General features: G+C 70.4%; 24 protein-coding genes. 8 read left to right on the top strand and 16 right to left on the bottom strand.

The features are described 5' to 3' along the window. Window positions 1–4: 4 nt before the first annotated feature. From BLU81_RS09470 to BLU81_RS09425, 9 genes are all read right to left on the bottom strand, one after another. Window positions 5–1,006 (bottom strand): proline racemase family protein, encoded by a 1,002-nt coding sequence (locus BLU81_RS09470; RefSeq protein WP_092543506.1) that lies wholly within the window; start codon window positions 1,004–1,006, stop codon window positions 5–7. A gap of 1 nt (window position 1,007) precedes the next feature. Then, complete coding sequence (locus tag BLU81_RS09465; RefSeq protein ID WP_092543504.1) at window positions 1,008–1,937, bottom strand: dihydrodipicolinate synthase family protein; 930 nt, start codon at window positions 1,935–1,937, stop codon at window positions 1,008–1,010. Beyond that, window positions 1,934–3,343: an FAD-dependent oxidoreductase gene (locus BLU81_RS09460; RefSeq protein WP_092543502.1), complete on the bottom strand. Its 1,410-nt coding sequence runs from the start codon at window positions 3,341–3,343 to the stop codon at window positions 1,934–1,936. Before BLU81_RS09460 ends, BLU81_RS09465 begins: the two co-directional genes overlap by 4 nt. Next, window positions 3,336–3,590, bottom strand: a complete 255-nt coding sequence (locus BLU81_RS09455; protein ID WP_092543500.1) for a (2Fe-2S)-binding protein — start codon at window positions 3,588–3,590, stop codon at window positions 3,336–3,338. Before BLU81_RS09455 ends, BLU81_RS09460 begins: the two co-directional genes overlap by 8 nt. After that, a complete protein-coding gene (locus tag BLU81_RS09450) occupies window positions 3,587–4,753 on the bottom strand; it encodes an NAD(P)/FAD-dependent oxidoreductase (RefSeq protein WP_092543498.1) in 1,167 nt (388 codons plus the stop codon). The genes BLU81_RS09455 and BLU81_RS09450 overlap by 4 nt, the downstream gene beginning before the upstream one ends. A 349-nt stretch (window positions 4,754–5,102) precedes the next feature. Next, window positions 5,103–6,431 carry an NAD-dependent succinate-semialdehyde dehydrogenase gene (locus BLU81_RS09440; protein WP_092543494.1) on the bottom strand — a complete coding sequence of 443 codons (1,329 nt, stop codon included), beginning with the start codon at window positions 6,429–6,431 and terminating at the stop codon, window positions 5,103–5,105. Further along, window positions 6,428–6,802 (bottom strand): YybH family protein, encoded by a 375-nt coding sequence (locus tag BLU81_RS09435; protein ID WP_092543492.1) that lies wholly within the window; start codon window positions 6,800–6,802, stop codon window positions 6,428–6,430. The genes BLU81_RS09440 and BLU81_RS09435 overlap by 4 nt, the downstream gene beginning before the upstream one ends. Then, window positions 6,799–7,767 (bottom strand): agmatinase, encoded by a 969-nt coding sequence (gene speB, locus BLU81_RS09430; protein ID WP_231954335.1) that lies wholly within the window; start codon window positions 7,765–7,767, stop codon window positions 6,799–6,801. The genes BLU81_RS09435 and speB overlap by 4 nt, the downstream gene beginning before the upstream one ends. 9 nt (window positions 7,768–7,776) lie before the next feature. After that, window positions 7,777–9,312, bottom strand: a complete 1,536-nt coding sequence (locus BLU81_RS09425) for a purine-cytosine permease family protein (protein ID WP_092543490.1) — start codon at window positions 9,310–9,312, stop codon at window positions 7,777–7,779. A gap of 151 nt (window positions 9,313–9,463) precedes the next feature. On the opposite strand from BLU81_RS09425, the gene BLU81_RS09420 reads away from it, so the two are divergent. Continuing rightward, entirely contained in the window at window positions 9,464–10,045 is a 582-nt protein-coding gene (locus tag BLU81_RS09420) for a helix-turn-helix domain-containing protein (RefSeq protein WP_092543488.1), read from the top strand. Window positions 10,046–10,078: 33 nt separating this feature from the next. On the opposite strand, the gene BLU81_RS09415 is transcribed toward BLU81_RS09420, so the two are convergent. Then, window positions 10,079–10,795 carry a CPBP family intramembrane glutamic endopeptidase gene (locus tag BLU81_RS09415; protein ID WP_092543486.1) on the bottom strand — a complete coding sequence of 239 codons (717 nt, stop codon included), beginning with the start codon at window positions 10,793–10,795 and terminating at the stop codon, window positions 10,079–10,081. Between the two features lie 192 nt (window positions 10,796–10,987). Here BLU81_RS09415 and BLU81_RS09410 point away from each other — a divergent pair, with 192 nt between their 5' ends. The 5 genes from BLU81_RS09410 (at window position 10,988) to BLU81_RS09390 (ending at window position 14,506) form a co-directional block, all read left to right on the top strand. After that, on the top strand, window positions 10,988–12,040 hold the full coding sequence (locus BLU81_RS09410) for a hypothetical protein (RefSeq protein WP_157751432.1): 1,053 nt from the start codon (window positions 10,988–10,990) through the stop codon (window positions 12,038–12,040). 70 nt (window positions 12,041–12,110) lie between these two features. Further along, window positions 12,111–12,284 (top strand): CsbD family protein, encoded by a 174-nt coding sequence (locus BLU81_RS09405; RefSeq protein ID WP_092543482.1) that lies wholly within the window; start codon window positions 12,111–12,113, stop codon window positions 12,282–12,284. Window positions 12,285–12,368: 84 nt separating this feature from the next. After that, on the top strand, window positions 12,369–13,394 hold the full coding sequence (locus BLU81_RS09400) for a hypothetical protein (RefSeq protein ID WP_092543480.1): 1,026 nt from the start codon (window positions 12,369–12,371) through the stop codon (window positions 13,392–13,394). Window positions 13,395–13,525: 131 nt separating this feature from the next. Next, window positions 13,526–13,792 carry a GlsB/YeaQ/YmgE family stress response membrane protein gene (locus tag BLU81_RS09395; RefSeq protein WP_092543478.1) on the top strand — a complete coding sequence of 89 codons (267 nt, stop codon included), beginning with the start codon at window positions 13,526–13,528 and terminating at the stop codon, window positions 13,790–13,792. Between the two features lie 99 nt (window positions 13,793–13,891). Next, on the top strand, window positions 13,892–14,506 hold the full coding sequence (locus tag BLU81_RS09390; RefSeq protein WP_092543476.1) for a hypothetical protein: 615 nt from the start codon (window positions 13,892–13,894) through the stop codon (window positions 14,504–14,506). A 51-nt stretch (window positions 14,507–14,557) separates the two neighbouring features. Here BLU81_RS09390 and BLU81_RS09385 read toward each other — a convergent pair whose 3' ends face one another. The 6 genes from BLU81_RS09385 to BLU81_RS09360 form a co-directional block, all read right to left on the bottom strand. Next, the gene (locus tag BLU81_RS09385; protein WP_231954334.1) at window positions 14,558–15,127 is read right to left on the bottom strand and encodes a biotin transporter BioY; all 570 of its coding nucleotides are present in this window, start codon (window positions 15,125–15,127) and stop codon (window positions 14,558–14,560) included. Beyond that, window positions 15,124–16,773 carry an allophanate hydrolase gene (gene atzF, locus BLU81_RS09380; protein WP_092543474.1) on the bottom strand — a complete coding sequence of 550 codons (1,650 nt, stop codon included), beginning with the start codon at window positions 16,771–16,773 and terminating at the stop codon, window positions 15,124–15,126. Before atzF ends, BLU81_RS09385 begins: the two co-directional genes overlap by 4 nt. Next, window positions 16,770–20,267, bottom strand: coding sequence for a 5-oxoprolinase/urea amidolyase family protein (locus BLU81_RS09375; protein WP_092543472.1), 3,498 nt, complete (start codon window positions 20,265–20,267; stop codon window positions 16,770–16,772). Before BLU81_RS09375 ends, atzF begins: the two co-directional genes overlap by 4 nt. Further along, window positions 20,260–20,991: an urea amidolyase associated protein UAAP2 gene (locus tag BLU81_RS09370; RefSeq protein ID WP_092543470.1), complete on the bottom strand. Its 732-nt coding sequence runs from the start codon at window positions 20,989–20,991 to the stop codon at window positions 20,260–20,262. Before BLU81_RS09370 ends, BLU81_RS09375 begins: the two co-directional genes overlap by 8 nt. Beyond that, window positions 20,988–21,794 (bottom strand): urea amidolyase associated protein UAAP1, encoded by an 807-nt coding sequence (locus tag BLU81_RS09365; protein ID WP_092543468.1) that lies wholly within the window; start codon window positions 21,792–21,794, stop codon window positions 20,988–20,990. The genes BLU81_RS09370 and BLU81_RS09365 overlap by 4 nt, the downstream gene beginning before the upstream one ends. A gap of 80 nt (window positions 21,795–21,874) precedes the next feature. Continuing rightward, a complete protein-coding gene (locus tag BLU81_RS09360; protein ID WP_092543466.1) occupies window positions 21,875–23,389 on the bottom strand; it encodes an amino acid permease in 1,515 nt (504 codons plus the stop codon). A gap of 136 nt (window positions 23,390–23,525) precedes the next feature. Between BLU81_RS09360 and BLU81_RS09355 the strand changes: the two genes are divergently transcribed. Both BLU81_RS09355 and BLU81_RS09350 read left to right on the top strand, forming a co-directional pair. Continuing rightward, the gene (locus BLU81_RS09355) at window positions 23,526–24,143 is read left to right on the top strand and encodes a TetR/AcrR family transcriptional regulator (protein ID WP_197686162.1); all 618 of its coding nucleotides are present in this window, start codon (window positions 23,526–23,528) and stop codon (window positions 24,141–24,143) included. Between the two features lie 96 nt (window positions 24,144–24,239). Next, entirely contained in the window at window positions 24,240–24,902 is a 663-nt protein-coding gene (locus tag BLU81_RS09350; protein WP_092543464.1) for an AbfB domain-containing protein, read from the top strand. The last annotated feature ends 19 nt before the right edge of the window (window positions 24,903–24,921 follow it).

Below are 24,921 nucleotides of genomic sequence, written 5' to 3'. Positions count from 1 at the left end.
CCTTCTAGAACTCGAAACCTGCCGGGTACGGGTCGGTCGGGTCCAGCATGTACTGCCCGATCCCGGTCACCCATGCCCGGCCGGTGATGGTGGGCAGCACCGCCGGGATGTCGCCCACCGTGGTCTGCCCCACCAGACGGCCGGTGAACCGGCTGCCGATGAAGGACTCGTTGACGAAGTCCGCGCCGATCGGCAGCTCACCGCGGGCGTGCAGCTCGGCCATCCGGGCCGAGGTGCCGGTGCCGCACGGCGAACGGTCGAACCAGCCCGGGTGGATGGCCATCGCGTGCCGGGACAGGACGGCGTCGGAACCGGGCGCGAGGAACTCGACGTGGTGACACTGGTCCACCCCGTCGATGGTCGGGTGTTTCGGCGGCGCGGTCGTGTTGATCGCGTCCATGATCGCCAGACCGGCCTTGAGGATCTCGTCCTTGTGCGCCCGGTCGAACGGCAGGCCGAGCGCGTCCAGCTCGACCATCGCGTAGAAGTTGCCGCCGAACGCCAGGCTGTACGGAACCGTGCCGTAGCCGGGCACCTCGACCGTGACGTCGAGGCGCTCGCAGTACGACGGGACGTTCTCCAGGGTGACGCTGTCAGCGTGCCCGTCGCTGACCGCGACCCGGGCGACCACCAGACCGGCCGGGGTGTCCAGGCGGATCGTGGTGACCGGCTCGACCACCTCGACCATCCCGGTCTCCACCAGCACGGTGGCCACCCCGATGGTGCCGTGCCCGCACATCGGCAGCAGCCCGGACACCTCGATGTAGAGCACGCCGAAGTCGGCGTCCGGGCGGGTCGGCGGTTGCAGGATCGCCCCGCTCATCGCCGCGTGCCCGCGGGGTTCGGTGACGAGCAGGCGGCGCAGATGGTCCAGGTGCTCGATGAAGTGCAACCGCTTCTCGTTCATGGTCGCACCGGGGATGACGCCGAAACCGCCGGTCACGACCCGGGTCGGCATGCCCTCGGTGTGCGAGTCGACGGCGGAGAACAGCCGCGCCGCCCGCATGTCAGGCCGCCACCGCTCGGTACTTCTCCAGTGCCGCGACCGCCCGTTCGGTGTCCGCGGTGACCTGGGCGTGGTGGTCGGCGATCAGCGGGCCGCGCGGCGGGCGGCACGGGCCGCCGTACCGGCCGACGAGGTCCATGCTGAGCTTGATGGCCTGTACGAACTCGACCCGGGAGTCCCAGCGGAACACCGCTACGAGGTGCTTGTACAGCTCGCGGGCCTCCAGGAACCGGCCGGCCAGCATGTGCTCGTAGATCTCCACCGACTCAGCCGGGAAGACGTTCGGGAAGCCGGCGAACCAGCCGACCGCACCGTCGGCCATCAGCTCGAACAGCACGTCGTCGGCGCCCGCGACCACGTCGATGTCGCAGAGTTCCTTGATCTCGAAGAGCCGGCGGACGTCGCCGCTGAACTCCTTGATCGCGGAGATGTTCGGCAGCTTGGCGATCTCGGCGACCAGGTCGGGACGCAGGTCGACCTTGGTGTCGATCGGGTTGTTGTAGATCATGATCGGCAGGCCGACCTCGCTGAGCTTGGCGTAGTGCTCGATGACCTGCGAGTCGTTGGCCCGGTACATGGTCGGCGGCAGCGACAGCAGACCGTGCGCGCCGTCCTCGGCGGCCAGCTCGGCCCAGTGCTTGGCCTGGTGCCAGCCCGGACCGTGCACACCGGCGACCACGACACCGCGATCACCGACCGTCTCCACGGCCACCTGGATGACCTTGCGGCGCTCCGCGTCGGTCAGCGACGAGTACTCGCCCAGCGAGCCGTTCGGGCCGACACCGCGGCAGCCGTTGCTGATCAGCCAGTCGCAGTGCTCGGCGAACTTGTCGTAGTCGACCTCGAGACCGGCCGGCGCGGACGGGTTCTCCTTGTAGGGCAGCGCGGTGGCGACGATGACTCCGCGAAGATCGGTGGGCTCGGGGCTCATCCGGCGTCCTCTCCGGTGATGGCGAGTTCCCCCAGTCTGAGGGGAACCGCGAGGGGGCGGTTAGCGGTCCGGCCGGCGTCGAGCAGGCCGTCCGGTCCCGGGACGGCCTGCTCGAGAATCTCCTCGGCGGACCGTCCACAGGTGCGGCCCTGGCAGATGCCCAGGCCCGCGCGGGTGGTGAGTTTGAGGGAGCGCAGTCCGCGGGACCCGGTCATCCGGGCGGTGTCGCGGAGCTCTCCGGCGGTGACGTCCTCGCAACGGCAGACCACTGTGGTGTCGTCCACCCAGGCCTGCCAGCCGGGACGGATGCCATGGGCGGCCTCCAGCCGCCCGGCGAACTCCCGGAAGACGGCTCGTCTCCGGACCGCCGCCGGTGGGGGCTGTCTCCCGGCGGCCGCGGCCCCGGCGATCTCCCCTTCGGCCAGGGCCAGGTCGACGCCGCCGATGCCGGTGAGTTCACCCGCGCTGAACACACCGGGGACGCTGGTCTGTTGATTCCGATCAGTCTCGACCATGTCGCCCGCGAGCGCGCAGCCAGCGGAGATCGCCAGTTCGGTGCGGGGGACGAAGCCGTGACTGACGCAGAGCGCGTCGGTGACGATCCTCGTCTCGGTGCCGGGGATCGGGGACCAGTCCGGGTTCAGCCTGGCCACGGTGACTTCCTCGACGCGGTCGGTGCCGTGCGCGGCGATCACGGCACTCGCCACCCGGTAAGGAATCCGATGCTTGGCCAGGTCGGCGACATATCCGACCAGCTCGGCCGCTTTGGCGTTCGCTTGCGCCAGTCGCCACCCACGGGTGCCCCAACCCTGGCTGATCTGCGCCCATCCGGCCGCCTCGACCACCCCGGCGACCCGCGCGCCGACCCGGACCAGGCTGGAGACGACCGGTAGCAGGAACGGGCCCGCGCCCGCCACCAGCACGTTCTTGCCGACCGTGACCCGCTCGCCCTTGGCCAGGGCCTGGGCCGCGCCCGCGGTGAAGACACCGGGCAGGTCCCAGCCCGGAAACGGCAGCGTCCGTTCATGCGCCCCCGTGGCGATGACCAGAGCTGACGGAACGAACGTTCTTGCCACCCGGCGCTGCCCGTCGGCCGCACCGATCATCACGTGCACCAGCGGCGGCTGTCCGTCCCGCCGGTCCACCGACCAGACGTGACCGTTCAGGATCAGCTCCACGCCGGGATCGTCGCGCACTGCCGACCGCATGGTCCGGAACTTCTCCCAGCCGTGGTGCAGCGTGTGCTCGTCGGCGGTGGCCCGGGAGTCCGGCAGGTGCCGCCAGTACTGTCCGCCGACGTCGTCGCCCGCCTCGATCAGGACGACCCGGGCGCCCCGGCGGCGCGCGGCGAGCGTCGCGGCCATCCCGGCCGGGCCACCACCGATCACGACGACCGTCTCAGGCATGGTCGTCCTCCTGGAACTCGATGCGGTCGCCGTCGGCCACCCGGCGCTGGCAGGCGCGAACGTCCCGCAGGTCGTTGACCACCACCAGGCAGTCGAAGCAGACGCCGATGCCACAGAACACCCCGCGCGGCTTCCCGCTGCGGCTGGTGCGCCAGGCGATCCGGCCGCCGGACATCAGCACTCCGGCGACGGTCTGGCCCTGTTCGGCCTCGACCTGCTCGCCGGCCACCTGAACTCGGATGTTCACAGCTCTCCCTCCAGAGCGGGCCGGTCGAGCCGGAACTCGTTCTCGGTGACTCTCTCGAAGATCAGGTCCGCCATCAGGTCGGCGGTGGCCAGGCTCAAGCCGATGCCGGCGCCCTCGTGACCGGTGGCGTGCCACAGTCCGGGCAGCCGCGGGTCCGGCCCGATGATCGGCAGGTGATCCGGCACGAACGGGCGGAACCCGCCGTAGGCCCGCATCACCTGGGCGTCGGCCAGGAACGGGAAGAGCAGCAGGGCCTTGGCGGCCAGGACGGACAGCACCCGCGCCTCGATCCGGTCGTCGAACCCGCGGCGCTCGCGCGACGAGCCGATCAAGACGGTGCCGGCCGCGGTGGACTCGACCACGCTGGAGACCTGCAGGTCGGCCGATCCCGAGCCGACCGCGCCCACATAGTCGGCGTCGTACACCTTGCGGTGGATCCGGTGCGGCATCCGTGCGGTGACCAGCACGGTGCCCCGGCGCGGGCGGACCGGCAGCGTCACCCCGATCCGGTCGGCGACCGCGCCCGACCAGGGACCGGCCGCCACGATCACCAGGTCGGCGTGCAGTGGTCCGCCGGTGGTCCGCACGCCGGTCAGCCGACCGCCGGTCACGATGCCGCCGGTGACCTCGACCTGCTGGCGGACCTCGGCGCCATGCCGGCGGGCCGCGGCGAGCAGGGCCTCGGTGGCGATCACCGGCTGGATCTGGGCGTCCTGCGGGTAGAAGACCGCCGCGGTGAGGTCACGGGTCAAATCGGGTTCGAGGTCGTGCGCCCGGACGTCGTCGACGACCTCGGCGGTCACCCCGGCACCACGCTGGGTCCCGGCGAACTCCAGCAGCGCCGTCGCGCCGGTGCCGGTGGTGGCCACGACCAGGCCGCCCTTGTGGTCCAGCTCCAGATCAGGGAACCCGGCCGGCAGCTCGTCACGCAGCTCTTCGCGCACCCGGTCCCACGCGGTCAGCGACCGCTGGGTGAGCCGCAACTCGGCGCCGGGACCCTTGTCGGAGACGAGGATGTTGCCCTCCCCGCTCGCCGAGGTGCCGCCCGCCGTCGCGCCGCGATCGACCACGACGACGCCGCAACCGGCGCGGGCCAGCACCCGGGCGATCGCAGCACCGACGATGCCGGCCCCGACGACGAGAACCTGAGGAGCAGTGGACACCGCTGTACTATGTCACATGCCTTCGCTACAGGGAATGGATAGCGCCCATTCACCCCCGTTCGCAGTTGCCACCTGGGTTTCTTCCCGCACAGGAAGCCCGTCTGTAACATTTCACTGTGCTTCAACTCCCCGATGGGCGTCCCGCACCACCGGCTGGCCCTGGTGCCGAACGCCAGCGCCGGTGCGAGCGCCGTCCTGGGCAGCGTCGACCTTCCGCCGGGCGGGGAGATCCTGGTGACCGACCACGGATACGGGGCGGTCACGATGGGAGCCGAACGCCGAGGCCTTCGCCGACCGCTGCGTCCCCACCCTCACCGCATGGTCTTCGGTGCGGTGACCCGGACCGGCTCTAGCCGACGGTGCGGATCAGTTTGCGGTTGACGAACTCCTCGATGCCGAAGCGGCCCAGTTCGCGGCCGAAACCGGAGCGCTTCACACCGCCGAAGGGCAGTTCGGCGCCTTCGGCTCCGACACCGTTGATGAAGACCATGCCGGTGTCGAGGTGGTCGGCGACCCGCAGGGCCTGCGCCGGGTCGGTGGTGAAGACATAGGACCCGAGGCCGTACGGGGTGTCGTTGGCGATCTCCACGGCCTGCGCCTCGTCGGCGGCCCGGTAGACGATCGCGACCGGCCCGAACAGTTCCTCCGGGAAGTCGGTGACACCGGTCAGGACACCCGGCGGGTACCAGGCGCCGTCCCGGGAGCCGGCGGTCTCCAGCGTGGCCCCGCCGGACACCGCGGTGGCGACCTGCGACTCCAGCCGGGACGCGGCGGCCGCCGAGGACAGCGGCGCGGGCGGGGTGGCCAGCACGGCCGCGGTGAACCGGGGCAGGAACTCGTCGTACAGGTCCCGGTGCACGATGAACCGCTTGCCGGCGTTGCAGGCCTGCCCGGTGTTGTCGAGCCGGGCGGCCACCGCCGCCGCCACGGTGGCGTCGAGGTCGTCGCTGCTCAGCACGATGAACGGGTCGGAGCCGCCGAGTTCCAGGACGACCTTCTTCAGGTGCCGGCCGGCGATCTCGGCGACCGCCGCCCCGGCCCGTTCCGAACCGGTCAGCGAGACACCCTGCACGCGGGGGTCGGCGATGACCTGCTCGATCTGCTCGTTGGTGGCGAACACGTTGACGTAGGCGCCGTCCGGGAAACCGGCGTCCCGGAAGATGTCGGCGAGCAGGGTCGCCGAGGCGGGGCATTGCGGGGCGTGTTTGAGCACGATGGTGTTGCCGGCCGCCAGGTTCGGTCCGGCGAACCTGGCGACCTGGTAGGCGGGGTAGTTCCACGGCATGATCCCGAGGAGTACGCCGAGCGGGCGCCGCTGGACGACCGCCGAACCCGCACCCTCGAGCAGTTCGATCTGCTCGTCGGCGAGGAACGACGCGGCGTTGTCGGCGTAGTACTGGTAGATCGACGCGGAGAAGTCGACCTCACCGAGGGCGTCGTCGAGCGGTTTGCCCATCTCCCGCCGGATCGCCTCGGCCAGTTCCTGGCGCCGTTCGGTGTGCAGGGCGGCGACCCGGCCGATCAGTGCGGCCCGGGTGGCGACGGGCACGGTCCGGGCCCACGTCACGAACGCGTCATGGGCGTGCCCGACGGCCGCGGTGACCTCGGCGTCCGAGGCGGTCGGGAACGACGCGACTAGTTCCCCGGTCGCCGGGTCGACGACTTCGTAGCTGCTCACGACGGATCTCCACTCAGGTGTTCGTGGACGGCGAGCCACTGGTCGCCGTCGTGCCGGAAGACGATCGTCTCGCGTTCGGTGAGGGTCTGCTCCGCACCGTCGGAGAACACGATCGTTCGTACGCTATGGGTGAAGATCGCGGTATCGCCGTAGACACGCATGTCCTGGTCCGAGGACGTGCACGACAGGACCCGGAATCCGTCACTCTCCCACCCGTACCACAACTGCTCGTAATCGGACCGCGACCGCAACAGCCCCGGCGTCGTGTGGAACAGGAACGTCGCGTCCCCGGCGAAGCAGGCGAAATAGCCGGCGGTGTCGTGGGCGGCGAACGCGGCGAGGAGCCGGTCGGCGGCTTGCTGTGGGGTCACCGGGCACTCCTGGGTGCGAGGGCGGACAGGATCTCGTAAACCGTGTGAGCCGCGGCGATGCCGGTGATCTCGGCGTGGTCGTAGGCCGGTGCGACCTCGACGACGTCCGCGCCGACCAGGTTGAGCGTGCCGAAGCTGCGCAGCACGGCGAGCAGTTCCCGGCTGGTCATGCCACCGGCCTCAGGGGTGCCGGTGCCGGGTGCGAACGCCGGGTCGAGCACGTCGATGTCGATCGACAGGTAGACCGGGCGGTCCTGGACCCGGTCGCGGATGCGCTCGGCGATACCGCGGGCGCCCAGGTCGTCGATCTCCACGCTGGGTACCACGTGGAAGCCCAGTTCCTTGTCCTCGGCCAGGTCGCTGCTGGAGTAGAGCGGGCCGCGGGTGCCGACGTGCAGGCAGCCGGACGTGTCGATCAGGCCCTCTTCGGAGGCGCGCCGGAACGGGGTGCCGTGGGTGTGCGCGGCCCCGAAGTAGGTGTCCCAGGTGTCCAGGTGGGCGTCGAAGTGCACGACGGCGACCGGCCCGTGTTTCGCGGCGACGGCCCGCAGCAGCGGCAGCGCGATGGTGTGGTCGCCGCCGATGCCGACCAGGCGCCCGGCCCGTTCCAGCAGGTCCCGGGCGCCGGCCTCGATCGCAGCGATCGCCTCGTCCAGGGAGAACGGGTTGACCGCCAGGTCACCGGCGTCGACGACCTGCTGGCTGGCGAACGGGGACACGTCGGCGGCCGGGTTGTAGGGCCGCAGCAGGCGCGACGACTCGCGGACGTGGGCGGGGCCGAACCGGGCTCCCGGACGGTAGGAGACTCCGGCGTCGAACGGCACACCGAGCACTGCCACGTCGACGTCGGAGACCTCGTCGATGCGGGGCAGCCGGGCGAAGGTGGCCGGCCCGGCGAACCGGGGGACCACGGTCGCGTCGACCTGGCCGACACGACCGTCCTGGACGATACGGGGAACGGACAAGATCTTTCCTTAGCTGGTACGGGTTTTGACGCGGTGCTCGGAGGCGGTGTGATCGTCGACCACGGCGGGCATCTCCGCGTCTCGCGCCGGGACCAGACGCGGGCCGTCCGGGCCGAACACGTAGCGGGGCTCCGGGAACAGGAACAGCATCCCCAGGTAGAGGACCGCGGCCAGGCCGATCGAGACGGGCAGGCTGATGTCCACTCCCCCGGCGGCGTTGCGGAACGGGCCTTCGATCAGCGGCGGGTAGTTGGCGAACAGCAGACCGGCGATCGCGGCCGGGATCCAGGCCGCCATGCCGCGCCAGTTGACACCCTTGTCGAACCAGTAGGCGCCACCTTCCCGGCCCTGGTTGAAGACCTGGAGGTCGGCCTCCCGGTAGTGGCCACGGCGGACGAACCATCCGATCGTCATGATCACCATCCACGGGGTGGTGCAGATGACGATCGCGCCGACGAACGCGTTCACACTCGCGAGCATGTCGAAGGCGAGCCGGCCGACGAGGATGAAGACGAACGCGAGCGTGCCGATGAACAACGACGCCTTCACCCGGTTCAGGCGCGGAAAGACCGAGGAGAAGTCCAGGCCGGTGCCGTAGAGGGCGGTGATGCCGGTGGAGAGGCCGCCGAGGAACGCGACCACGATCAGCAGCACCGCGTACCAGGCCGGTGCGGTGTTGATCAGGGCGATGACGTAGTCGGCCTGATCGGCGACCAGGGTCGCGGTGAAGACACCGAACATGAACGGCACGAGGCTGGCGAGCTGGGCGGCAAAGGTGGCCCCGAGGACCCGCGACGGCTTGGCGCCCGCCGGGATGTACCGCGACCAGTCACCGAGGAAGGCGCCGAAGGAGATCGGGTTGCCCATCACGATCAGTGCGGAGAGCACGAAGGTGGGCCAGAACGAGCCGAGGGCGTACGCGCCGGGGCCGGGGTCGTAACCGAGGTCGAGGCTGCCGCTGAAGGCCAGGATGCCGAGCAGCATGAGCGCGGTGTTGCCGAACACCACGATCTTGTTGACCAGCAGCATGAACGCGTAACCGTAGATCACCACGACGATCACGATCGCGCCGAGCACCGCGTAGACCACCGCGCGCAGCAGGTCGGAGTCCGGTACCCCGGCCAGCCGGACCAGGGCGCCGACCACCGCGTCGCCGCTGACCCAGACCGAGATCGAGTAGAAGGCGATCGCGGTCAGCAGGGACAGGAACGATCCGACGATCCGGCCGCGGACCCCGAAGTGCGCGCCCGAGGCGACCGCGTTGTTGGTGCCGGTCAGCGGCCCGAACAGGCCCATCGGGGCGAGGAAGAGCGTGCCGACGAGCAGACCGGTGACGGTGGCCGCGACGGCCTGCCAGAGCGACAGGCCGAGCAGGATCGGGAAGGTGCCGAGGATGACGGTGGCGAAGGTGTTGGCGCCGCCGAACTGGATGCGGAACAGGTCGATGGGCCGGGAGTGCCGGTGCGACGCCGGGATGGTGTCGATGCCGTGCTGCTCGACCTCGGTGACCTTGGGCCGCGCGATGACGGCCGGGTTATCGGTCATGGGGCTTCCTTAGGTGAGACCTGATGCGGCGACACTAGGGCCGAGTTTCCTGTCACGCAACCTTTGTTGCTTGGAATTAACACCCCGGCGCTCAGGGCGGGCGGACAACCCTGGAGAATGTTCGATGAAGGACGACCCGGCTGGAGGAGTAATGGCAGGGCAGGTACGCCGGGTGGCCCAGCCGCCGGCCGCCGGTGCCGCGATCGGAGGCCGCCTGCGGGCCGCCCGGCAGGCCCGCGGGCTGACGTTGCAGCAGGTCGCCGACGCGACAAGCCTCAACAAGGGCTTCATCAGCCGGCTCGAACGCGACGAGGTGTCCCCCTCGGTCGCGTCGCTGGTGTCGATCTGCGAGGTGATCGGCATCCGGGTCGGCGAGCTGTTCGAACCGCCCGCCACGTCCCTGGTCCGGGCCGGCGAGGGCCGTCCGATCAACTTCGGCGGCAGCAAGGTCGGCGAACTGCTGCTCACCCCCGGCACCCAGAGCCACCTGCAGGTCATCCACTCGACGGTGGAACCCGGCGGCAGCGGTGGCGAGGAGCTGTACACGCTGGACTGCGAGGTCGAGTTCGTCTACGTGATCCGCGGGCGCCTCGAACTGCGCCTGGCCACCGAGACCGTACTGCTGGCCGTCGGCGACGCCTTCACCTTCCCCGGCCGCGAGCCGCACACCTGGTCCAACGCCGACGAGAACGGCACGTGCGAGGTCGTCTGGGTGCTGGCCCCGGCGCCCTAGGCGCTTCAGTCGCTCCAGGTGAGCTGCGGCGCCTTACGTGAGCTGGGCCGCGGCCAAGCCCGCGGTGATCAGCAGGCCCAGGCCGTTGGTGGCCCAGTGCAGGCCGACGGCCGCGAGCAGGCTGCCGCTGCGGCGGCGCAGTTCACACAGCAGCAGCCCGGCCAGGGCAGTGAACGCCACCGCGGCCACCACCGCCAGGACCTGCCCGGTCGAACCGGTGCCGACGGTGGAACCGACCGCACCGTTGGCCTCGTTGAGGCGCAGGGACGGCAGGATGTGCCAGAGGCCGAACAGCACCGAGGACGTGATGCTGGCCCAGACCGCGCCACGGTGCCGGTTGACCAGGCCCATCAGCACGCCCCGGAACGCCACCTCCTCCAGCAGGACGGTGCCGAGCGGGACCACCACGAACGCGGTCAACAGAGCCGCGCTCAAGTGCAGGTGGTAACGGACGTCCTGGAAGGCGGGCCGGGTGAACGGCAGTGCCGCCCCGGCCGCGTAGACCACGGCCACCACGGTGATCGCCCCGACCGCGTACTTCAGGCCGGGCAGCAGGGTGCGGCGGGACAGGCCGAGATCGTGCCAGGTGAGACCGGCGCGCCGCCCGAGCAGGACGAGGAGCAACGCGACCAGCGGGCCGGCGACCAGGCCGGTGCCGTGCGGGCCGAACTTGTTGGCGACATTGACCGCGATCAGGATCACGACGACGGCGCCGAACACCAGGGTCAAGCGGGAGCGGGAGAGGGGCACGAGGACAAGACCTTATCCGGTTCCGGTACGACAAATCGGATGAACGTGACGGCGTGTGACGTACAACTCGCCGCTGTACGAAACGTGTAAGTTGCTCACCGTCCGAGGAGATTCACCGCCGGTTGAACTCTCCACGCTACGTGTCCGTATGTTGCACGGGGAATCACATCGAGGGGCCGGCAGGAGACGGGTGTGATGGAGAGTAACGGCGCCGACCGCGAGCGCCCAGGACTACGGATCGGCGGGTACGTGCCGGGGCACGCGGAACCCGTGGCCGGCTCGGAATACGAGCCCGGCGACCGGTCGCAGCAGGTCAACCTGCCCAACATCGCCGACTACTGGCCGGACACCGCGAACCGGCCACGGAACGGTGGCACACCGCCCGACTTCGCGGACTTCGGGGAGCCGCCACCGGAACGCTCCCGGCGCGGGCGGACCGCCGTCGTGGGCGGGCTGCTGGTCGGCGCGATCGCCGTCGGCACCCTGCTGCTGATGCGTCCCACCGGCGACCGGGAGCCGCAGAACACGGCCGCACCCGCGGCACCCGCGCCGTCCGTCTCCGCACTCGCACCTTCCGTCTCGGCGTCCGCGCCCGTCTCCGCGTCCGCTGCGGCGCCCGCCTCCGCCTCGGCCGCGCCGGTGGAATCCACGCCACCGGCCGCCGCGATCACCACCGCCCGGTTCGACCTGGTCACCGGGGTCACCGAACTGAACGTGAAGACCGCCGACCTGGACGGGGAGAACTTCCGGGTCACCACGCCGAAGAACTCCGGGCTGGACGTCACCGCGGCGTTCACCGGCGAGACCTTGAAGGTCAGCGCCGAACCGGACGGCACGGTGAAGGGCTCCGGCCGGGTCGACGTGCTGCTCAGCAAAGACATCGTGTGGCGGCTGCGGATGACCGCCGGAGTGCGGCGGGCGTCGCTGGACATGGGCGGCGGCACGGTCAGCGACATCGACCTGATCGGTGGCGCGCAGACCATCGACATCGAACTCGGCAACCTCGACGGCATCCTGCCGATCCTGATGGCCGGTGGGGTGGAGAAGTGGCGGATCATTACCTCCGACGAGGTGCCGGTGGAGATCGCGTTCACCAGCGGGGCCGGTGACGTCAAGGTCTACGGGCGACCGAAGGGCGGCGTCGGTGAGGGCCTGACGGTCCAGGTCGGTGACCTCGCCGAGCGGCCCGGACTGGACATCGACGCCGAGGCCGGACTGGGTTCCCTGGAGATCACCCGGGACTGACACGGTCAGTCCGGTTGGGACGGCGGGCGACGGGTACTGACACGTACAGAATTCGACGTGGAGGTGTCTGATGGCTTTTGACGACAAGGTCGACAACAAGGCCGAAGAGATCGGCGGCAAGGCGAAGGAAGGCCTCGGCAAGGCGACCGACGACGAGAGTCTGGAAGCCGAAGGCAAGGCCGACCAGCGCGCCTCGAACCTCAAGCAGGCCGGCGAGAAGATCAAGGACGTCTTCAAGTCCTGAACACGTCCGTGACCCCCGGCCGTTCCGGCCGGGGGTTTCTCGTATCGCCGAAAAGTTCTCGTTTTGTCTGGAAAAATCGGTCCCATGGAGACCGAGGCGGAACTGCCGGCCGCCGAGGAGCGGAAACGCGAACACCATTTCTGGGTACGGGCCATCGCGCTCGCGATTCTCGGGGTCTCCGTGGTGGCCCTGCTCGGGGCGACCCTGCTGAGCATCTCGCACGCCCCGGCACCGCATCACATCCCGGTCGGTTACGTCGGCGCCGAGACCACCCGCCAGGCCCTCAGCACGCAGGCAGGCAGCGCCCTGGAGATCACCGACTACGAGAGCCGGGACGCCGCCCTCACCGGAATCGCCCGCCTCGACGTCTACGGCGCGCTGATCGTCACCGACACCGGCGTAGAACTCCTCAAGTCCACCGCCGCGTCCCCGCAGGTGGCGGCCTCCCTGACCGCCCTGGTCACCAAGGCGTTCGCCGGCACCGCCACGCCGACGGTCACCGAGGCCACCCCCCTACCGGCCGGCGACTCGGCGGGCGGCGGCCTCGGCGTGATGCTGCAGGTGGTGATTCTCGGCGGCACCATCGGGTCGATCGGGCTGGGCCGGCTCGTCCCGCGGTATCGCGCGAAGTGGGCGCGCGGCGAACTCCCGCTGCTGTTCCTCGTCCTGTACGCGCTGTGCGTGGGCGCTGGAATCTCCGGCCTGGCCAGGGGATTCGGGGTCGGCGACCACGTCGACTTCCTACACCTGACCCTCAGCCTGGCCCTGATCAACCTGGCCGCGACCGCGTCCACCAGCGCGCTGGTGTCCCTGGTCGGGTCGGCCGGTGCGGCCGTCGGCGGGCTGCTCTACTTCCTGATCGGCGCACCGATCAGCGGCGCCGCCACCGCCGGGCCACTCATGCCGGTGTTCTGGCACGACTTCGGCCAGGCCCTGCCACCCGGCGCCGGCGCCACTCTGCTCCGGCGGGTCCTGTACTTCCCGGACGCACCAATGGGGACGCCGCTGCTCACGCTCGGGCTCTATGCCGGGATCGGCGCGCTGGTGCTCGGCGTCGTCAACTACCTGGCCGGTTTCCTGCAGAAGGACAGCCTCGCCGGCCTGCCGTGACGGTCCTGTCATGAAAGTCCTGTCATGACGGTCCCGCCATGACAGTCGCGTGACATGCTCCGCCGCCGCGTTTGCCCGGTGCCCCGCGCCGGGAACCCGCTCCTCAGGTACAACCCCTCGAGGAGCAGAACGTGGAAGTCACCGGATTCTTCACCGCCATCCTGTTCGGCCTGGTAATCGGCGCGCTCGGCAGGCTCGTCATCCCCGGCAGGCAGAGCATCCCGCTGTGGGTGACGCTGCTGATCGGTGTGGTCGCCGCCGTCATCGGCACCTTCGTCGCCGCACTGCTCGGCGTCGACGACACCCCCGGCATCGACTGGATCGAGATCGCGCTGCAGATCGGCCTGGCCGCGGTGGGCGTCGCGATCATCGCCGGCACCTGGCGGCGCAAGCCCTGAGACCCACTTCCGGCTCCGGTCATCACCCGCAGGTGGCCGGAGCCGGTCTTTCGGCGTTTTATCGGACAGACAGGACTTTAAGCGTCATAGGGTGGCGCCATGAGTAACCGAATCGCCGCTGTTCTGTCGATCGCGTTGACCATGCCGACCATCGCCTTCACCGCAGCACCCGCGTCCGCGGCCGTGCCGCCGGTCGAGAAACTGGAACAGGCGCTGCTCGCCCCCGCACAGGCACCATCGGGTTTCGTGTTCCACAGCCGGATGGTGATGGCCTCGTCGGTCGTCCCGGAGACCGTCCCCGAACCCTGCAAGACGACAGCCGCGCCGAAGTTCGTGGACAGCCTGGGCGGATCCGTCACCGTCTCGTTCCAGAAGGGCGGCCGGGACGGCACGGTCATCACCGAGGCGATCAACGCGATCGGTGCGAAACTCGCCGCCGACCAGCTCAAACGCCACCAGGCCGTGCTGGACAGCTGCCCCACGGTGACGAAGGGTGTCACGTACTCCCGCTGGCAGGCCCCTCAGGTCGGTGTCCCCACCGTCGGTTTCCTGGTGACGATCGAGCAGCCCGAGGAACCCACCGAGAAGGTGATCACGGTGGTGGTGTCGCACGGCGACGTCCTGGCCACCTTCACCGCCGACGCCGCCGACAGCGCGGCCCTGACCAGCGCCGTCACCGCCGGCGTGACCAGACTCAAGCAGACCGTCGGATGATTCCCGCTGCTCGGGGAGATGGTGTTGCCGCCTCCCCGAGCAGCGGCGGGATCACCGTGCGGGACGCGGCAGCAGCGCGAGGACAGCCGTCGCGATCAGCACCTTCAGGGCGTCGCCGACCAGGAACGGCAGGACGCCGGTGTGGACGGCGGTCGCCGCGTCCAGGCCAAGGGAGAGCGCCATCCACGGCGCGCCGACGGCGTAGACGAGCAGGCTGCCGAGGATCATCGTCGGGGCGACCCGCCACGGGGTGCGGGTGGCGCCGCGCCGGGCCAGCTCACCGACCACGACGGACGCCAGCAGCATCCCCAGCAGGTAACCGAACGTGACCGCTTTCGGGGCGGCGAACCAGGAGACGCCGGCCAGGCCGGCCAGCACATAGGTGAGACACGCGGCCGGGCCGCGCCAGGGCCCGAGGACTGCCGCGGTGAGCAGGACCGCCAGGGTCTGCCCGGTGACCGGGACCGGGCTTCCGGGGACCGGCACCGCGATCTGCGCGGACACCCCGATCAGGACGGCTCCGCCGAGAACGAGCAGGACACTGCGGGTGTACGGGCTGAGCCGGGTCAGAATCAGGTCCCCGAGGACGTACCGGGGCGCATGAAGTGTCAGGTTGTTCACGAGTTCTCCGCGAGGTAGGCACGCCACCCGCCGTGGTGGGTGATGTCCGGGGCACCGGCCAGGGCGGCGGCCTCACTGAGGAAGCCGGTGACGCTGGTGCCGTCGGCGAGCCGGACCTTACCGAGGGTCATCGGTTCACCGAGGGCGGCCAGGAACGGTCCGAGAGCGGCGGGCGGCATCTCCCAGATCTCGCCCTCGATCGAGGCCCCGCCGCTGTCCACCCTGGTCAGGCCGGGTTTCGGTGGGGTGGTGGGCAGCGCGTGCAGCCGGTACGACGGCGCCGTCGTGACCGTTGCGGTGAACCGCGCTCCGGCTGCGGTCAGCTGCTCGTTGAGCGGCTGACCACTGAGGTGGGCGCCGACGACCATCAGCGGCAGCCCGGTGGCGGCGGACGGTGGGGCCGGTTCACCGACGATCAGGGCGGCGATCCCGGCGGCGACCGCGTCCGCGTGCGCCCGGGTGATCACCTGAACACCCAGGCCGGGGGCGGGTACGGCGACGGCGGCCAGGTCGAACAGGTTGCAGAAGTTGGTGTACGTCCCGACTCGCGAGTTGACCCCGACCGGGTCGGCCAGCACGTCGGCGATCGACGGGTGCAGCGGCGCGGTCGGCAGCAGCAGCGCGTCCGCGTCACCCCATTCGGCCATCGCCTCGTCGCGCAGCCGGGCGAGCCGGGCCGTGTCGGCGACCAGCACGTGGGCCGGGATGTCACGGGCCGACGCGATGATCCGGCCGACGGTCGGGTCCACGTCGGCGAGGTGTTCGGTGACGAACGCGCCGACGGCCTCGTACCGTTCGGCCACGAAACCGCCGTCGTACAGCAGCTTCGCCGCCGCCAGGAACGGTGCGAGCCGCAGGGGCCGCAGCACGGCGCCCGCGGTCTCCAGGTCTTTGGCGACCTGTTCGAAGGCGTCCAGCCACTCCGGTGACATCCCGGCCAGTTCGTCGCGCGACGGCACGGCCACCACCGGCCGGGGCGGTGCGGCCAGCGGCGCGGAAGCCGGCCACACCGGTGACGCCATCAGGTTGGCGGCCCGCTGGGCGTCACCGAGGGTACGGGCGAACACCGTCACGCAGTCGAAGCTCCGGCAGGCCGGCACCACCCCGTCGTTGGGCACCACGCCACGGGTCGGTTTGATCCCGACGATGCCCTGGAAGGCGGCGGGCACCCGGCCCGATCCGGCGGTGTCGGTGCCGAGGGCCAGGTCAGCGATGCCGAGGGCCACCGCCACGGCCGATCCGGAGCTGGATCCGCCGGAGACCAGCGACGGGTCACGGACGTCCCGGACGGCACCATAGGGGCTGCGGGTGCCGACCAGCCCGGTGGCGAACTGGTCGAGATTGGTCTTGCCGAGAACGAGCGCTCCGGCGTCGACGAGGCGTTGCACCGCCGGGGCGCTGACGTCCGGCTGGTAGGCGAACCCCGGGCAGCCGGCGGTGGTCGGCAGCCCGGCCACGTCGATGTTGTCCTTGACCGCCAGCAGCGACCCGGCGAGCGGCAGGTCCTCCCCGGCCGCGAGGCGAGCCTCTACCGCCACCGCGTCGGCCAGCACCGCCGCTTCGTCACGCAGGGTGATCCAGGCTTCGGGGCGTTCACCGAGGGCGATCCGGGCGTAGGCGGCTCGGACACGGTCCTGGGGGGTCATGCGGCGGTCCTTCCGGAGAGTACGAGCAGCGGGCTTCCCGGCGCGACCTGGCTGCCGGGGTTGACCAGGATGTCGGTGACCTCGCCGTCCTGGGGTGCGACGACGACGGTCTCCATCTTCATCGCCTCCAGCGCGAGCAGCGGCTGTCCGGCCACCACCCGGTCGCCGGGCCGCACGTCGAGCCGCCACACGCTGGCGACGAACGGGGCTTCGACCAGGGCGCCGCCGTCCGGGACGGTCACCTGACCGGCGGCCGGTGGGGTGGGCGGTTCCGGGCGCGGATCGAATTCGCCGGCCGCCGCCCAGGCCTGGCGTTCGGCGCCGAACGCGGCGGCCTGCTTCTCCCGGAACGCCTCGATCGACGTGGCGTTCTCGGCCAGGAAGTTCTCGTGATCGGCGAGCCGGAAGGTGCCGTCCTCGATCCGCAGCCGGTGCCGGCCGGCGGCCATGTCGGCCCGCAGGTCGAGCAGTTCCTCCGCGCCGACCGGGTACCACTGGATGCGGTCGAAGTGCCGCAGCAGCCACGGTTTCTGCTTCCAGCGGGACCAGACCTGCACGGTCCTGCCGACGAACTGATAACCGCCGGGGCCTTCCATGCCGTAAATGCACAGGTACGCGCCGCCGATGCCGACCGCGTTCTCCGGCGTCCACGTGCGCGCCGGGTTGTACTTGGTGGTGACGAGCCGGTGCCGGGGGTCCAGCGGGGTGGCGACCGGCGCGCCGAGGTAGACGTCGCCGAGCCCGAGCACCAGATAGCTGGCGTCGAAGACGGTCGCGTAGACGTCGTCGACGCTGTCCAGGCCGTTGACCCGGCGGATGAACTCGATGTTCCACGGGCACCACGGCGCGTCGTCGCGCACCCCGGCCATGTAGCGGGCGATCGCCTCCCGGGTGGACGGATCGTCCCAGGACAGTGGCAGGTGCACGACCCGGCTCGGCACCTCCAGTTCCCGGGTGGCCGGCAGTTCGTTCTCGAGTTCCCGAACCAGACCGAGCAATTTGCGTACGGGTAACCGAGCCGGATCGACGTGCACCTGCAAGGACCGGATGCCCGGGGTCAGGTCGACGACTCCGGCGAGGTTCTCCGCGCGCAGGCGGTCCATCAGCGCGTGGGCCCGCATCCGCAGCCCGAGGTCGAGAGTCATCGGCCCGTACTCGATCAGCAGGTTGTCGTCCCCGGACCGCCGATAGGTGACGCCTTCGCCGCGTGCCAGGACACCGTCGTCCACATTGACAATCAACGGCGTGAAATCAATATCATTGACCGGTACGAACGTGACCCGGTCGCCGGGCGTGAGCTGTCCGAGTTTCCACCGCTCAGCGGTGACGACCGTGGCCGGGCAGACGAACCCGCCGAGACTGGGACCGTCCGGTCCGAGCAGGATCGGCACGTCACCGGTGAAGTCGATCGCCCCCACCGAGTAGGCGGTGTCATGAATGTTCGACGGGTGCAGCCCCGCTTCCCCGCCGTCGGTGCGCGCCCACCGGGGTTTCGGCCCGACCAGGCGAACCCCGGTCCGCGCCGAGTTGAAGTGCACCTCCCAGGAGGCGGCGTAGAACTCGTCGATGTCCTCCCGCGTGAAGAACTCCGGCGCCGCGTGCGGCCCTTCCGTGACGGCGATCCGCCACTCCCGCCCGATGACCGGCCGCTCCCCCACCGGCACCGGCTCGGCCGCCGGCTGGTCTTTCGGGGTGACCACGCGCAGGACGTCGCCCAGGCGCAGGGCCCGGCCGCCGTGCCCGCCGAACTGGCCGAGGGTGAAGGTCGCGGCGCTGCCCAGGTACAGGGGGATGTCCAGGCCGCCCGCGAACAGGATGTAGGGGCGCAGGCCTGAGGTGGCCTTTCCTACGTCCAGGAGCCCGCCGGCCGGGACGAGTACCGGCTCCCAGCACGGCACCGGGACACCGTTCACGGTGACCGTCACGTCCGCGCCGGTCACGCAGACCGTGGTCGCCGCGCTGAACCGCAGAGCCGGCCCGTCCACCGTGCACTCCAGGCCCGGGGCGCCCTCGGGGTTGCCGAGCGCGGTGTTCCCCAGCCGGAACGACTTGTCGTCCATCGGGCCGGACGGCGGAACCCCGACCTCCCAGAGGCCGACCCGGCCGGGCCAGTCCTGAACGGCCGTCAACGTTCCGGCACGCTCGACAATGATTCTGGGCTCGTTGTCGTACACGTTGATCAACGTTGCCGTCGAGTGTTCGACATTGAGCACGGATGGTTCGAGAACTGCCGCGCGCAGCAGTCCGAGGTTGGTCTCGATCCCGTCTACCCGGGTCTCCGCCAGAGCCGCACCGAGCCGGGCATACGCCTCGGCCCGGTCGGCACCGGTGACGATGATCTTGGCGAGCATCGGGTCGTAGGAGGTGGAGACCTCAGTGCCGTTCTCCACCCAGCCGTCGACCCGCACTCCGGCCGGGAAGGAGACCCGGGTGACCAGCCCGGCACTGGGCCGGTGCCCCAGGGTCGGGTCCTCGGCGTAGACCCGGGCCTCGACCGCGGCCCCGGCGGCTTTCCGGGGTGTGTCGAGCACGCCGGTGTCGCCCTGGGCGAGCCGCAGCATCCACTCGACCAGGTCGATCCCGAGCACCTCCTCGGTGACCGGGTGTTCCACCTGGAGACGGGCGTTGACCTCGAGGAACGACGCTTCTTCGCGGGCGGCGTCGTAGACGAACTCGACGGTTCCCGCCGACCGGTAGCCGACCGACGCGCACAGGGCGGCCGCCGACTCGTGCAGGCGGGCGCGGACCGCGTCGGGCAGGCCGGGTGCGGGCGCCTCCTCGATCACCTTCTGGTTACGTCGTTGCAGGGAGCAGTCCCGGTCTCCCAGGGCGACGACCCGGCCGTACCCATCACCGAAGACCTGGACCTCGACGTGCCGGGCCCGCTGCACGAACCGTTCCAGAAAGACCCCGCCGCTGCCGAAACTCGCGACAGCGAGCCGTTCGACCCGGCCGTAGGCCTCGGTCAGTTCGGCGGTGTCGTGGCAGGCCTGCATGCCGATGCCACCGCCGCCCCCGGTCGCCTTGAGCATCACCGGGTAGCCGATCGTGGACGCGGCGGCCAGCGCCTCGTCGAGCCCGGAGAGCAGCCCGGTGCCCTGGATCATCGGTACTCCGGCGGCCTGGGCCAGGTCACGGGCGGTGTGCTTGGCCCCGAAGGCGGTGAGCTGTGCCGGGGTCGGGCCCACGAACACGAGCCCGGCGGCCTCCACGGCGGTGGCGAACGCGGCGTCCTCGGACAGGAATCCGTATCCCGGATGGACGGCACCGGCACCGTTGGCGAGCGCCGCCTCGATGACCCGGTCGGTGAGCAGGTAACTCTCCCTGGCCGGGGCCGGTCCCAGGCGGACCGCCGTGTCCGCCATCCGGACGTGCGGCGCGCCCCGGTCCGGGTCGGAGAAGACCGCGACGGTCTTCAACCCGAGACGAGCGGCGGTACGGATGATCCGGCAGGCGATCTCACCCCGGTTGGCGACGAGCAGAGTGTCAAACACCGGCCGCCTCCCCCGATGAGGTGACGATCATTCGTATCGGGGTCGGGTCGAAGCCGTTGCACGGGTTGTTGATCTGGGGGCAGTTGGAGACGAGCACGAGGACGTCGGTCTCGGCCCGCAGGGACAGTGACAGGCCGGGGGCGGAGATGCCGTCGACGATGCCGAGGCTGCCGTCCGGGTCGACCGGGACGTTCATGTACCAGTTGATGTTGCTGACCAGGTCGCGTTTGCCGAGTCCCCACTTCGAACCCTCGATGAGGAAGTTCTCCACGCAGGCGTGCTGGTGTTTGGTGTGGTGGCCGTAGCGCAGCGTGTTGGACTCCCGGCTGCACGCCCCACCGACGGTGTCGTGCCGCCCCACCTCGTCCGCGATCACGGTCATCAGCGGATTGCCCTCCGACGAGCGCAGCACGCTGCCGGTGGTGAGGAAGATGCCACCCTGCGCGGCGACGGTGTCCTGCGCCGAGTAGCGCTCGGAGGTGTCGCCGGCGTCGTAGAGCAGGCAGTCCACGGCCTGGTTGCCGTGCAGGTCGACGATGGTCAGCACGTCACCCCGCCGCACCACCGCCGACCAGGGAGCCCGAGCCGGAACCGTCTGGTCCAGAACGACCCGCCCGGAAGCGGACTGATTGGTCTCGGACTTACCGCCCACCGGCTCGGCGGCGAGTGCGTGGTCGGTCTCGGGCGTGGCGGCGAAGGCTTGGCCGGTGGAGGGCGCGGTCATCGGATCCCCCGGGCGGTGAGGTAGTCGGCGGTGTTCAGGAAGGCGCGTTCGCCTTCCGGGGAGCGGGACCAGATCGGGTCGGTGGGCGCGGTCGGCTGCCCGGTCCAGGCCCGGATCTCGACGGGAGTGCTGGTGTACGCCTCGCGGGGGTCGAGCGGGTGCGGCACGTTGACGAGCAGCACCGTCACCGGCATCTCGGCGCGCAGTTCGACGGTCGCCCCGGCCCCGGCCGAGCCGAGCCACGTGAAGGTGCCGTCGTCGCCGACGCGCACGCCCTGGAAGAACGAGATGCTCGGTGGCAGGTCACGCCTGGTCAGGCCGTGTTTGGCGGCGGCCAGGGTGAACAGTTCCCGGCCGGCCGGAGTGGCCGAGTGCGGACTGCCGTCCCCGTACCGGGAAGTGTTGCCTGTGAGGGTTGTCGTGCCGCAGAACGTGTCCGAGCGGTCCCGCGATCCGGCGGTGACCGAGGCGAGGACACGGCCCTGATCGGACAGCAGGAGGTGGCCCTCACCGACGTAGGCCTGCCACAACACCTTGACGGTGTCGGCGATGTTGATCCGTTCCCACGGCTCGTCAGCGTTGAGGATCAACATGGACACGCAAGCGTCGCCAGCCAGGTCGGTGAGCCGCAGGGTGGTGCCGCGGGCCAGCCGTCTGCTGGCGTACCCGCCGCCCGGAACGGTCTCCGCCCAGGTCAGATCGGGGCCGAGTGAGGTGGCCGGGACGATCGGCATGCAGTCGACGACGGTGCCGCCCTGGGCGCGTGCGTGATCACGCGCCCCGGCGGTGGTAGCGGTACTCATAAGGTCTCCTCGGTGGCGGAAACAACGACAGGTGACGGAAACAACTGCAGGAACGGAGGTGATGAAAAGGGCGAGGACGGTCAGAGGGCGGCCGGAACAGCGGTGGCGGGCTGGGCGGCGCGGAGGTAGCGCTGGTGGACCAGGGCTCCGGTGATCAGTGCGCCGCCGACGAACAGCAGGGAGAAGTAGTGCAGGTACCAGTGGGTGCCGGCCGGGTCGTAGACCTCCTGCCGGGGCCACCCGAGGTTGAGGATCATGCCGAGGCCGTAGACGACGGCGACGGCGTTGACGACGATGCCGAACCGCCCGAGGGCGAAGAGCTTGCCACCGCGTTCGGTGAGCTGTCCGTCGGCGGGCGGCCAGCCTTTGACCCGGCGGATCAGCAGCGGGATGGTGACCAGTGCGTAGGCGATGTAGAGCATCACGATGCAGACGCTGGTGATGGCGGTGAACAGCGCCGCCTGACCGATGTTGATCAGCAGCAGCCCGGCCGCGCCGACCCCGACGACGATCGCGGGCAGCGCGGGAGTGCCGGTACGCGGGTTGACCTTGCTGAGCGCGGCGGAGAACGGCAGCACGTTGTCGCGGGCCATCGAGAAGATCATCCGGCTGCCGGCGGTCTGGATGGCCAGGGTGCAGACGGCGATGGCGATGGCGACGTCGATCAGCAGGATCCGGCCACCGGTCTCGCCGAGGCGGCTGGTCAGCACGTACGGCAGTCCTTCGGTGGCGAGCCGCCCGTCGGTGAGGCTGGGCGCGGCCATCAGGGCGGCGAGCAGCATCAGTCCGCCACCGATACCGGCCGCGGCGAGGGCGCGCAGGATGGTGCGGGGTGCGGTGTGCCGGGGGTCGCGGGTCTCCTCGGAGAGTTCGCCGGCGCTGTCGAAGCCGACCACCACATAGGCGGCCATCAGGGCGGAGACCAGGAACGGCCCGACGTAGCCGAGGCCGCTGCCGGTTCCGCCGGTGTCGAAGACGACGCCGGGGCCGCGTTCGATGTTGAACAGCAGCAGGATCACCACGGCGACCACACCGATGATCTCCAGGGTGACGCCGGTGCTGTTGACGATGGCCATCAGGCGGACGCCGATGACGTTCACGACGGTGGTCAGGGCGATCAGGACGGAACCGAGGATGACGGCGTTGGTGGCTCCGGTCGGCGAGGTCAGTGACGGGTCGCCACCGACGAGCTGGAAACCGGACCAGATCGACGGCAGGACGACTTGCAGGGCGATCGCGGCGGCGGCGACGGTGGCGATCTGGGCGATGATCATGACCCAGCCGGCGAACCAGCCGACGGTGGCGTTGGAGAGTCGCCGCGACCACTGGTAGATGCAGCCGGAGAGCGGGTAGCGGGCGGCGAGTTCGGCGAAGTTGAGCGCGACCATGAACTGGCCGAGGAAGACCAGCGGCCAGGTCCAGAAGAAGGCCGGGCCGCCGAACGAGAATCCGAAGGCGAAGAGCTGGAAGACCGTGGTGAGGATGGAGACGAAGGAGAACCCGGCAGCGAACGACGCGTAGGTGCCGATGCTGCGCCGCAGCTCCGGCTCATATCCGAAACCGCGGAGGTCCGCGGCATCCGTGGTGGTGGTCATACCGCCTCCTGAGGAGATATCTGTCAGTTGACAGATTCCGGTGACCAGCGCCGACGCCGGTTTCCCGGCGGTAAACCTTGAGTTGCCGACTATGTCCGCGACGTTACGTGAGAACCGGCGTGCGACGATGCAGAACGTGAGCGCCCCCTCCGTCGGCCGGCCCCGCTCCGGCGCCCGGCGACTGCCGACCGCCAGTGCCCGCGACGAGATCCTCGACGCGGCGGCCGAACTGTTCGCCCAGCGCGGCTACGCGGCCACCTCCACCCGGCTGATCGCCGAACGGGTCGGGATCCGGCAGGCGTCGCTCTACTACCACTTCGACAACAAGGAGACGGTCCTCGCCGAACTGCTCGAAGCCACTGTCCGGCCGTCGCTCGACTACGCCGGCGAGATCACCGGCCAGGGACTGGAACCGGCCGCCGCCCTGCACGCACTGGTCCGCTACGACGTCGGGGTGCTGCTCGGCGCCCGCTGGAACGTCGGCATCCTCTACGCGCTGCCCGAGGTCGCCAGCGAACCCTTCACCCGGTTCCGGCAGGAGCGAGAACGGCTTCGGTACGCGTACCGCACGCTGGTCTCCGCCTGCGGTGGCCACCTGGACAACCCGGAGATCACCGGCGACCTGGTGTTCGGCCTGGTAGAGAGCGTCATCGGGATGCGCCGCGACCTCGACGACCTGCCCGCCACCGAAGTCCTGCAGGGCATCGTCGCCGCCGCCGCGCTGCGCCTGGTCGGGCGGGCCCCCGGCGTGTAGCGGCCTGCGGGGCAGCACCGGGTAACCTGTCGGGCCGGGAGCCGGTCGTTTCATCCGGCTTTCCGGGAAACGACGCCGACATGGAGGAGCAGTCGTATGACCGACCAGGGCCCCGGGCCGGCGCGCCCGTCCGGCACCGTCTACGGCAGTGGCGGTCCGGCCGCACCGAGCGACGGGCTGCCCCGGTTCGTGCCGATCGCCGTCGGGGCCGGCGGCGTCGCGGTGCTCCTGCTGGCCTGGGCCGCGTGGAACAGCATCACCGGCGAGAAGGACCCGGCCGTGGCCGCGACGGCCACCGCCGCCACCACCCCGGCCGCGGCGCAACCGTCCGCGGCCGAACCGGCGAAACCGCTGCTCGGCGCCGGCGAGTGGCAGCTGTCCCCGCTCGGTGACGAGAACACCTATCTGACGGTGAGCGGGGACTTCGCGAAGATGTCCCCGGCCGACCCGGCGACAGTGACCGTGGTCGCGGGCCTGGGCGACGAGGCGTGCTTCTCGTTCCGGCTGTCCGACGGCCGGTTCCTGCGGCACTTCGACTACCGGCTGCGTTTCGACGCCTCCGACGATTCCGACCTGTTCCGGGCGGACGCCACGTTCTGCCAGGAGTCCGGCACCGATGCGGGCACCATCCGGCTGCGGTCCAAGAACTACCCGGACTACCGGATCCATCAGCGCAAGGACGCCTCGCTCTACATCGACAAGCCGGAGGGTGCGGCGTTCGACGGCGAGAGCTCGTTCATGGTCCAGACGCCGGCCTGACCTCGCCCGCGTAGCATTT

The organism is Actinoplanes derwentensis, assembly GCF_900104725.1.
GTDB lineage: Bacteria > Actinomycetota > Actinomycetes > Mycobacteriales > Micromonosporaceae > Actinoplanes > Actinoplanes derwentensis.
The sequence above is the reverse complement of the archived record's forward strand: the minus strand, read 5'-3'. Positions and strand labels throughout refer to the sequence as shown.

What these genes read in the sequence shown, in the direction of transcription:
- BLU81_RS09460 (WP_092543502.1), bottom strand. Translation starts at nt 3,343, where the DNA reads ATGCCTGAGACGGTCGTCGTGATCGGTGGTGGCCCGGCCGGGATGGCC.
- BLU81_RS09350 (WP_092543464.1), top strand. Translation starts at nt 24,240, where the DNA reads ATGACCGACCAGGGCCCCGGGCCGGCGCGCCCGTCCGGCACCGTCTAC.
- BLU81_RS09400 (WP_092543480.1), top strand. Translation starts at nt 12,369, where the DNA reads ATGGAGACCGAGGCGGAACTGCCGGCCGCCGAGGAGCGGAAACGCGAA.
- BLU81_RS09420 (WP_092543488.1), top strand. Translation starts at nt 9,464, where the DNA reads ATGGCAGGGCAGGTACGCCGGGTGGCCCAGCCGCCGGCCGCCGGTGCC.
- BLU81_RS09465 (WP_092543504.1), bottom strand. Translation starts at nt 1,937, where the DNA reads ATGAGCCCCGAGCCCACCGATCTTCGCGGAGTCATCGTCGCCACCGCG.
- BLU81_RS09360 (WP_092543466.1), bottom strand. Translation starts at nt 23,389, where the DNA reads ATGACCACCACCACGGATGCCGCGGACCTCCGCGGTTTCGGATATGAG.
- BLU81_RS09390 (WP_092543476.1), top strand. Translation starts at nt 13,892, where the DNA reads ATGAGTAACCGAATCGCCGCTGTTCTGTCGATCGCGTTGACCATGCCG.
- BLU81_RS09405 (WP_092543482.1), top strand. Translation starts at nt 12,111, where the DNA reads ATGGCTTTTGACGACAAGGTCGACAACAAGGCCGAAGAGATCGGCGGC.
- BLU81_RS09365 (WP_092543468.1), bottom strand. Translation starts at nt 21,794, where the DNA reads ATGAGTACCGCTACCACCGCCGGGGCGCGTGATCACGCACGCGCCCAG.
- BLU81_RS09370 (WP_092543470.1), bottom strand. Translation starts at nt 20,991, where the DNA reads ATGACCGCGCCCTCCACCGGCCAAGCCTTCGCCGCCACGCCCGAGACC.
- BLU81_RS09425 (WP_092543490.1), bottom strand. Translation starts at nt 9,312, where the DNA reads ATGACCGATAACCCGGCCGTCATCGCGCGGCCCAAGGTCACCGAGGTC.
- atzF (WP_092543474.1), bottom strand. Translation starts at nt 16,773, where the DNA reads ATGACCCCCCAGGACCGTGTCCGAGCCGCCTACGCCCGGATCGCCCTC.
- BLU81_RS09470 (WP_092543506.1), bottom strand. Translation starts at nt 1,006, where the DNA reads ATGCGGGCGGCGCGGCTGTTCTCCGCCGTCGACTCGCACACCGAGGGC.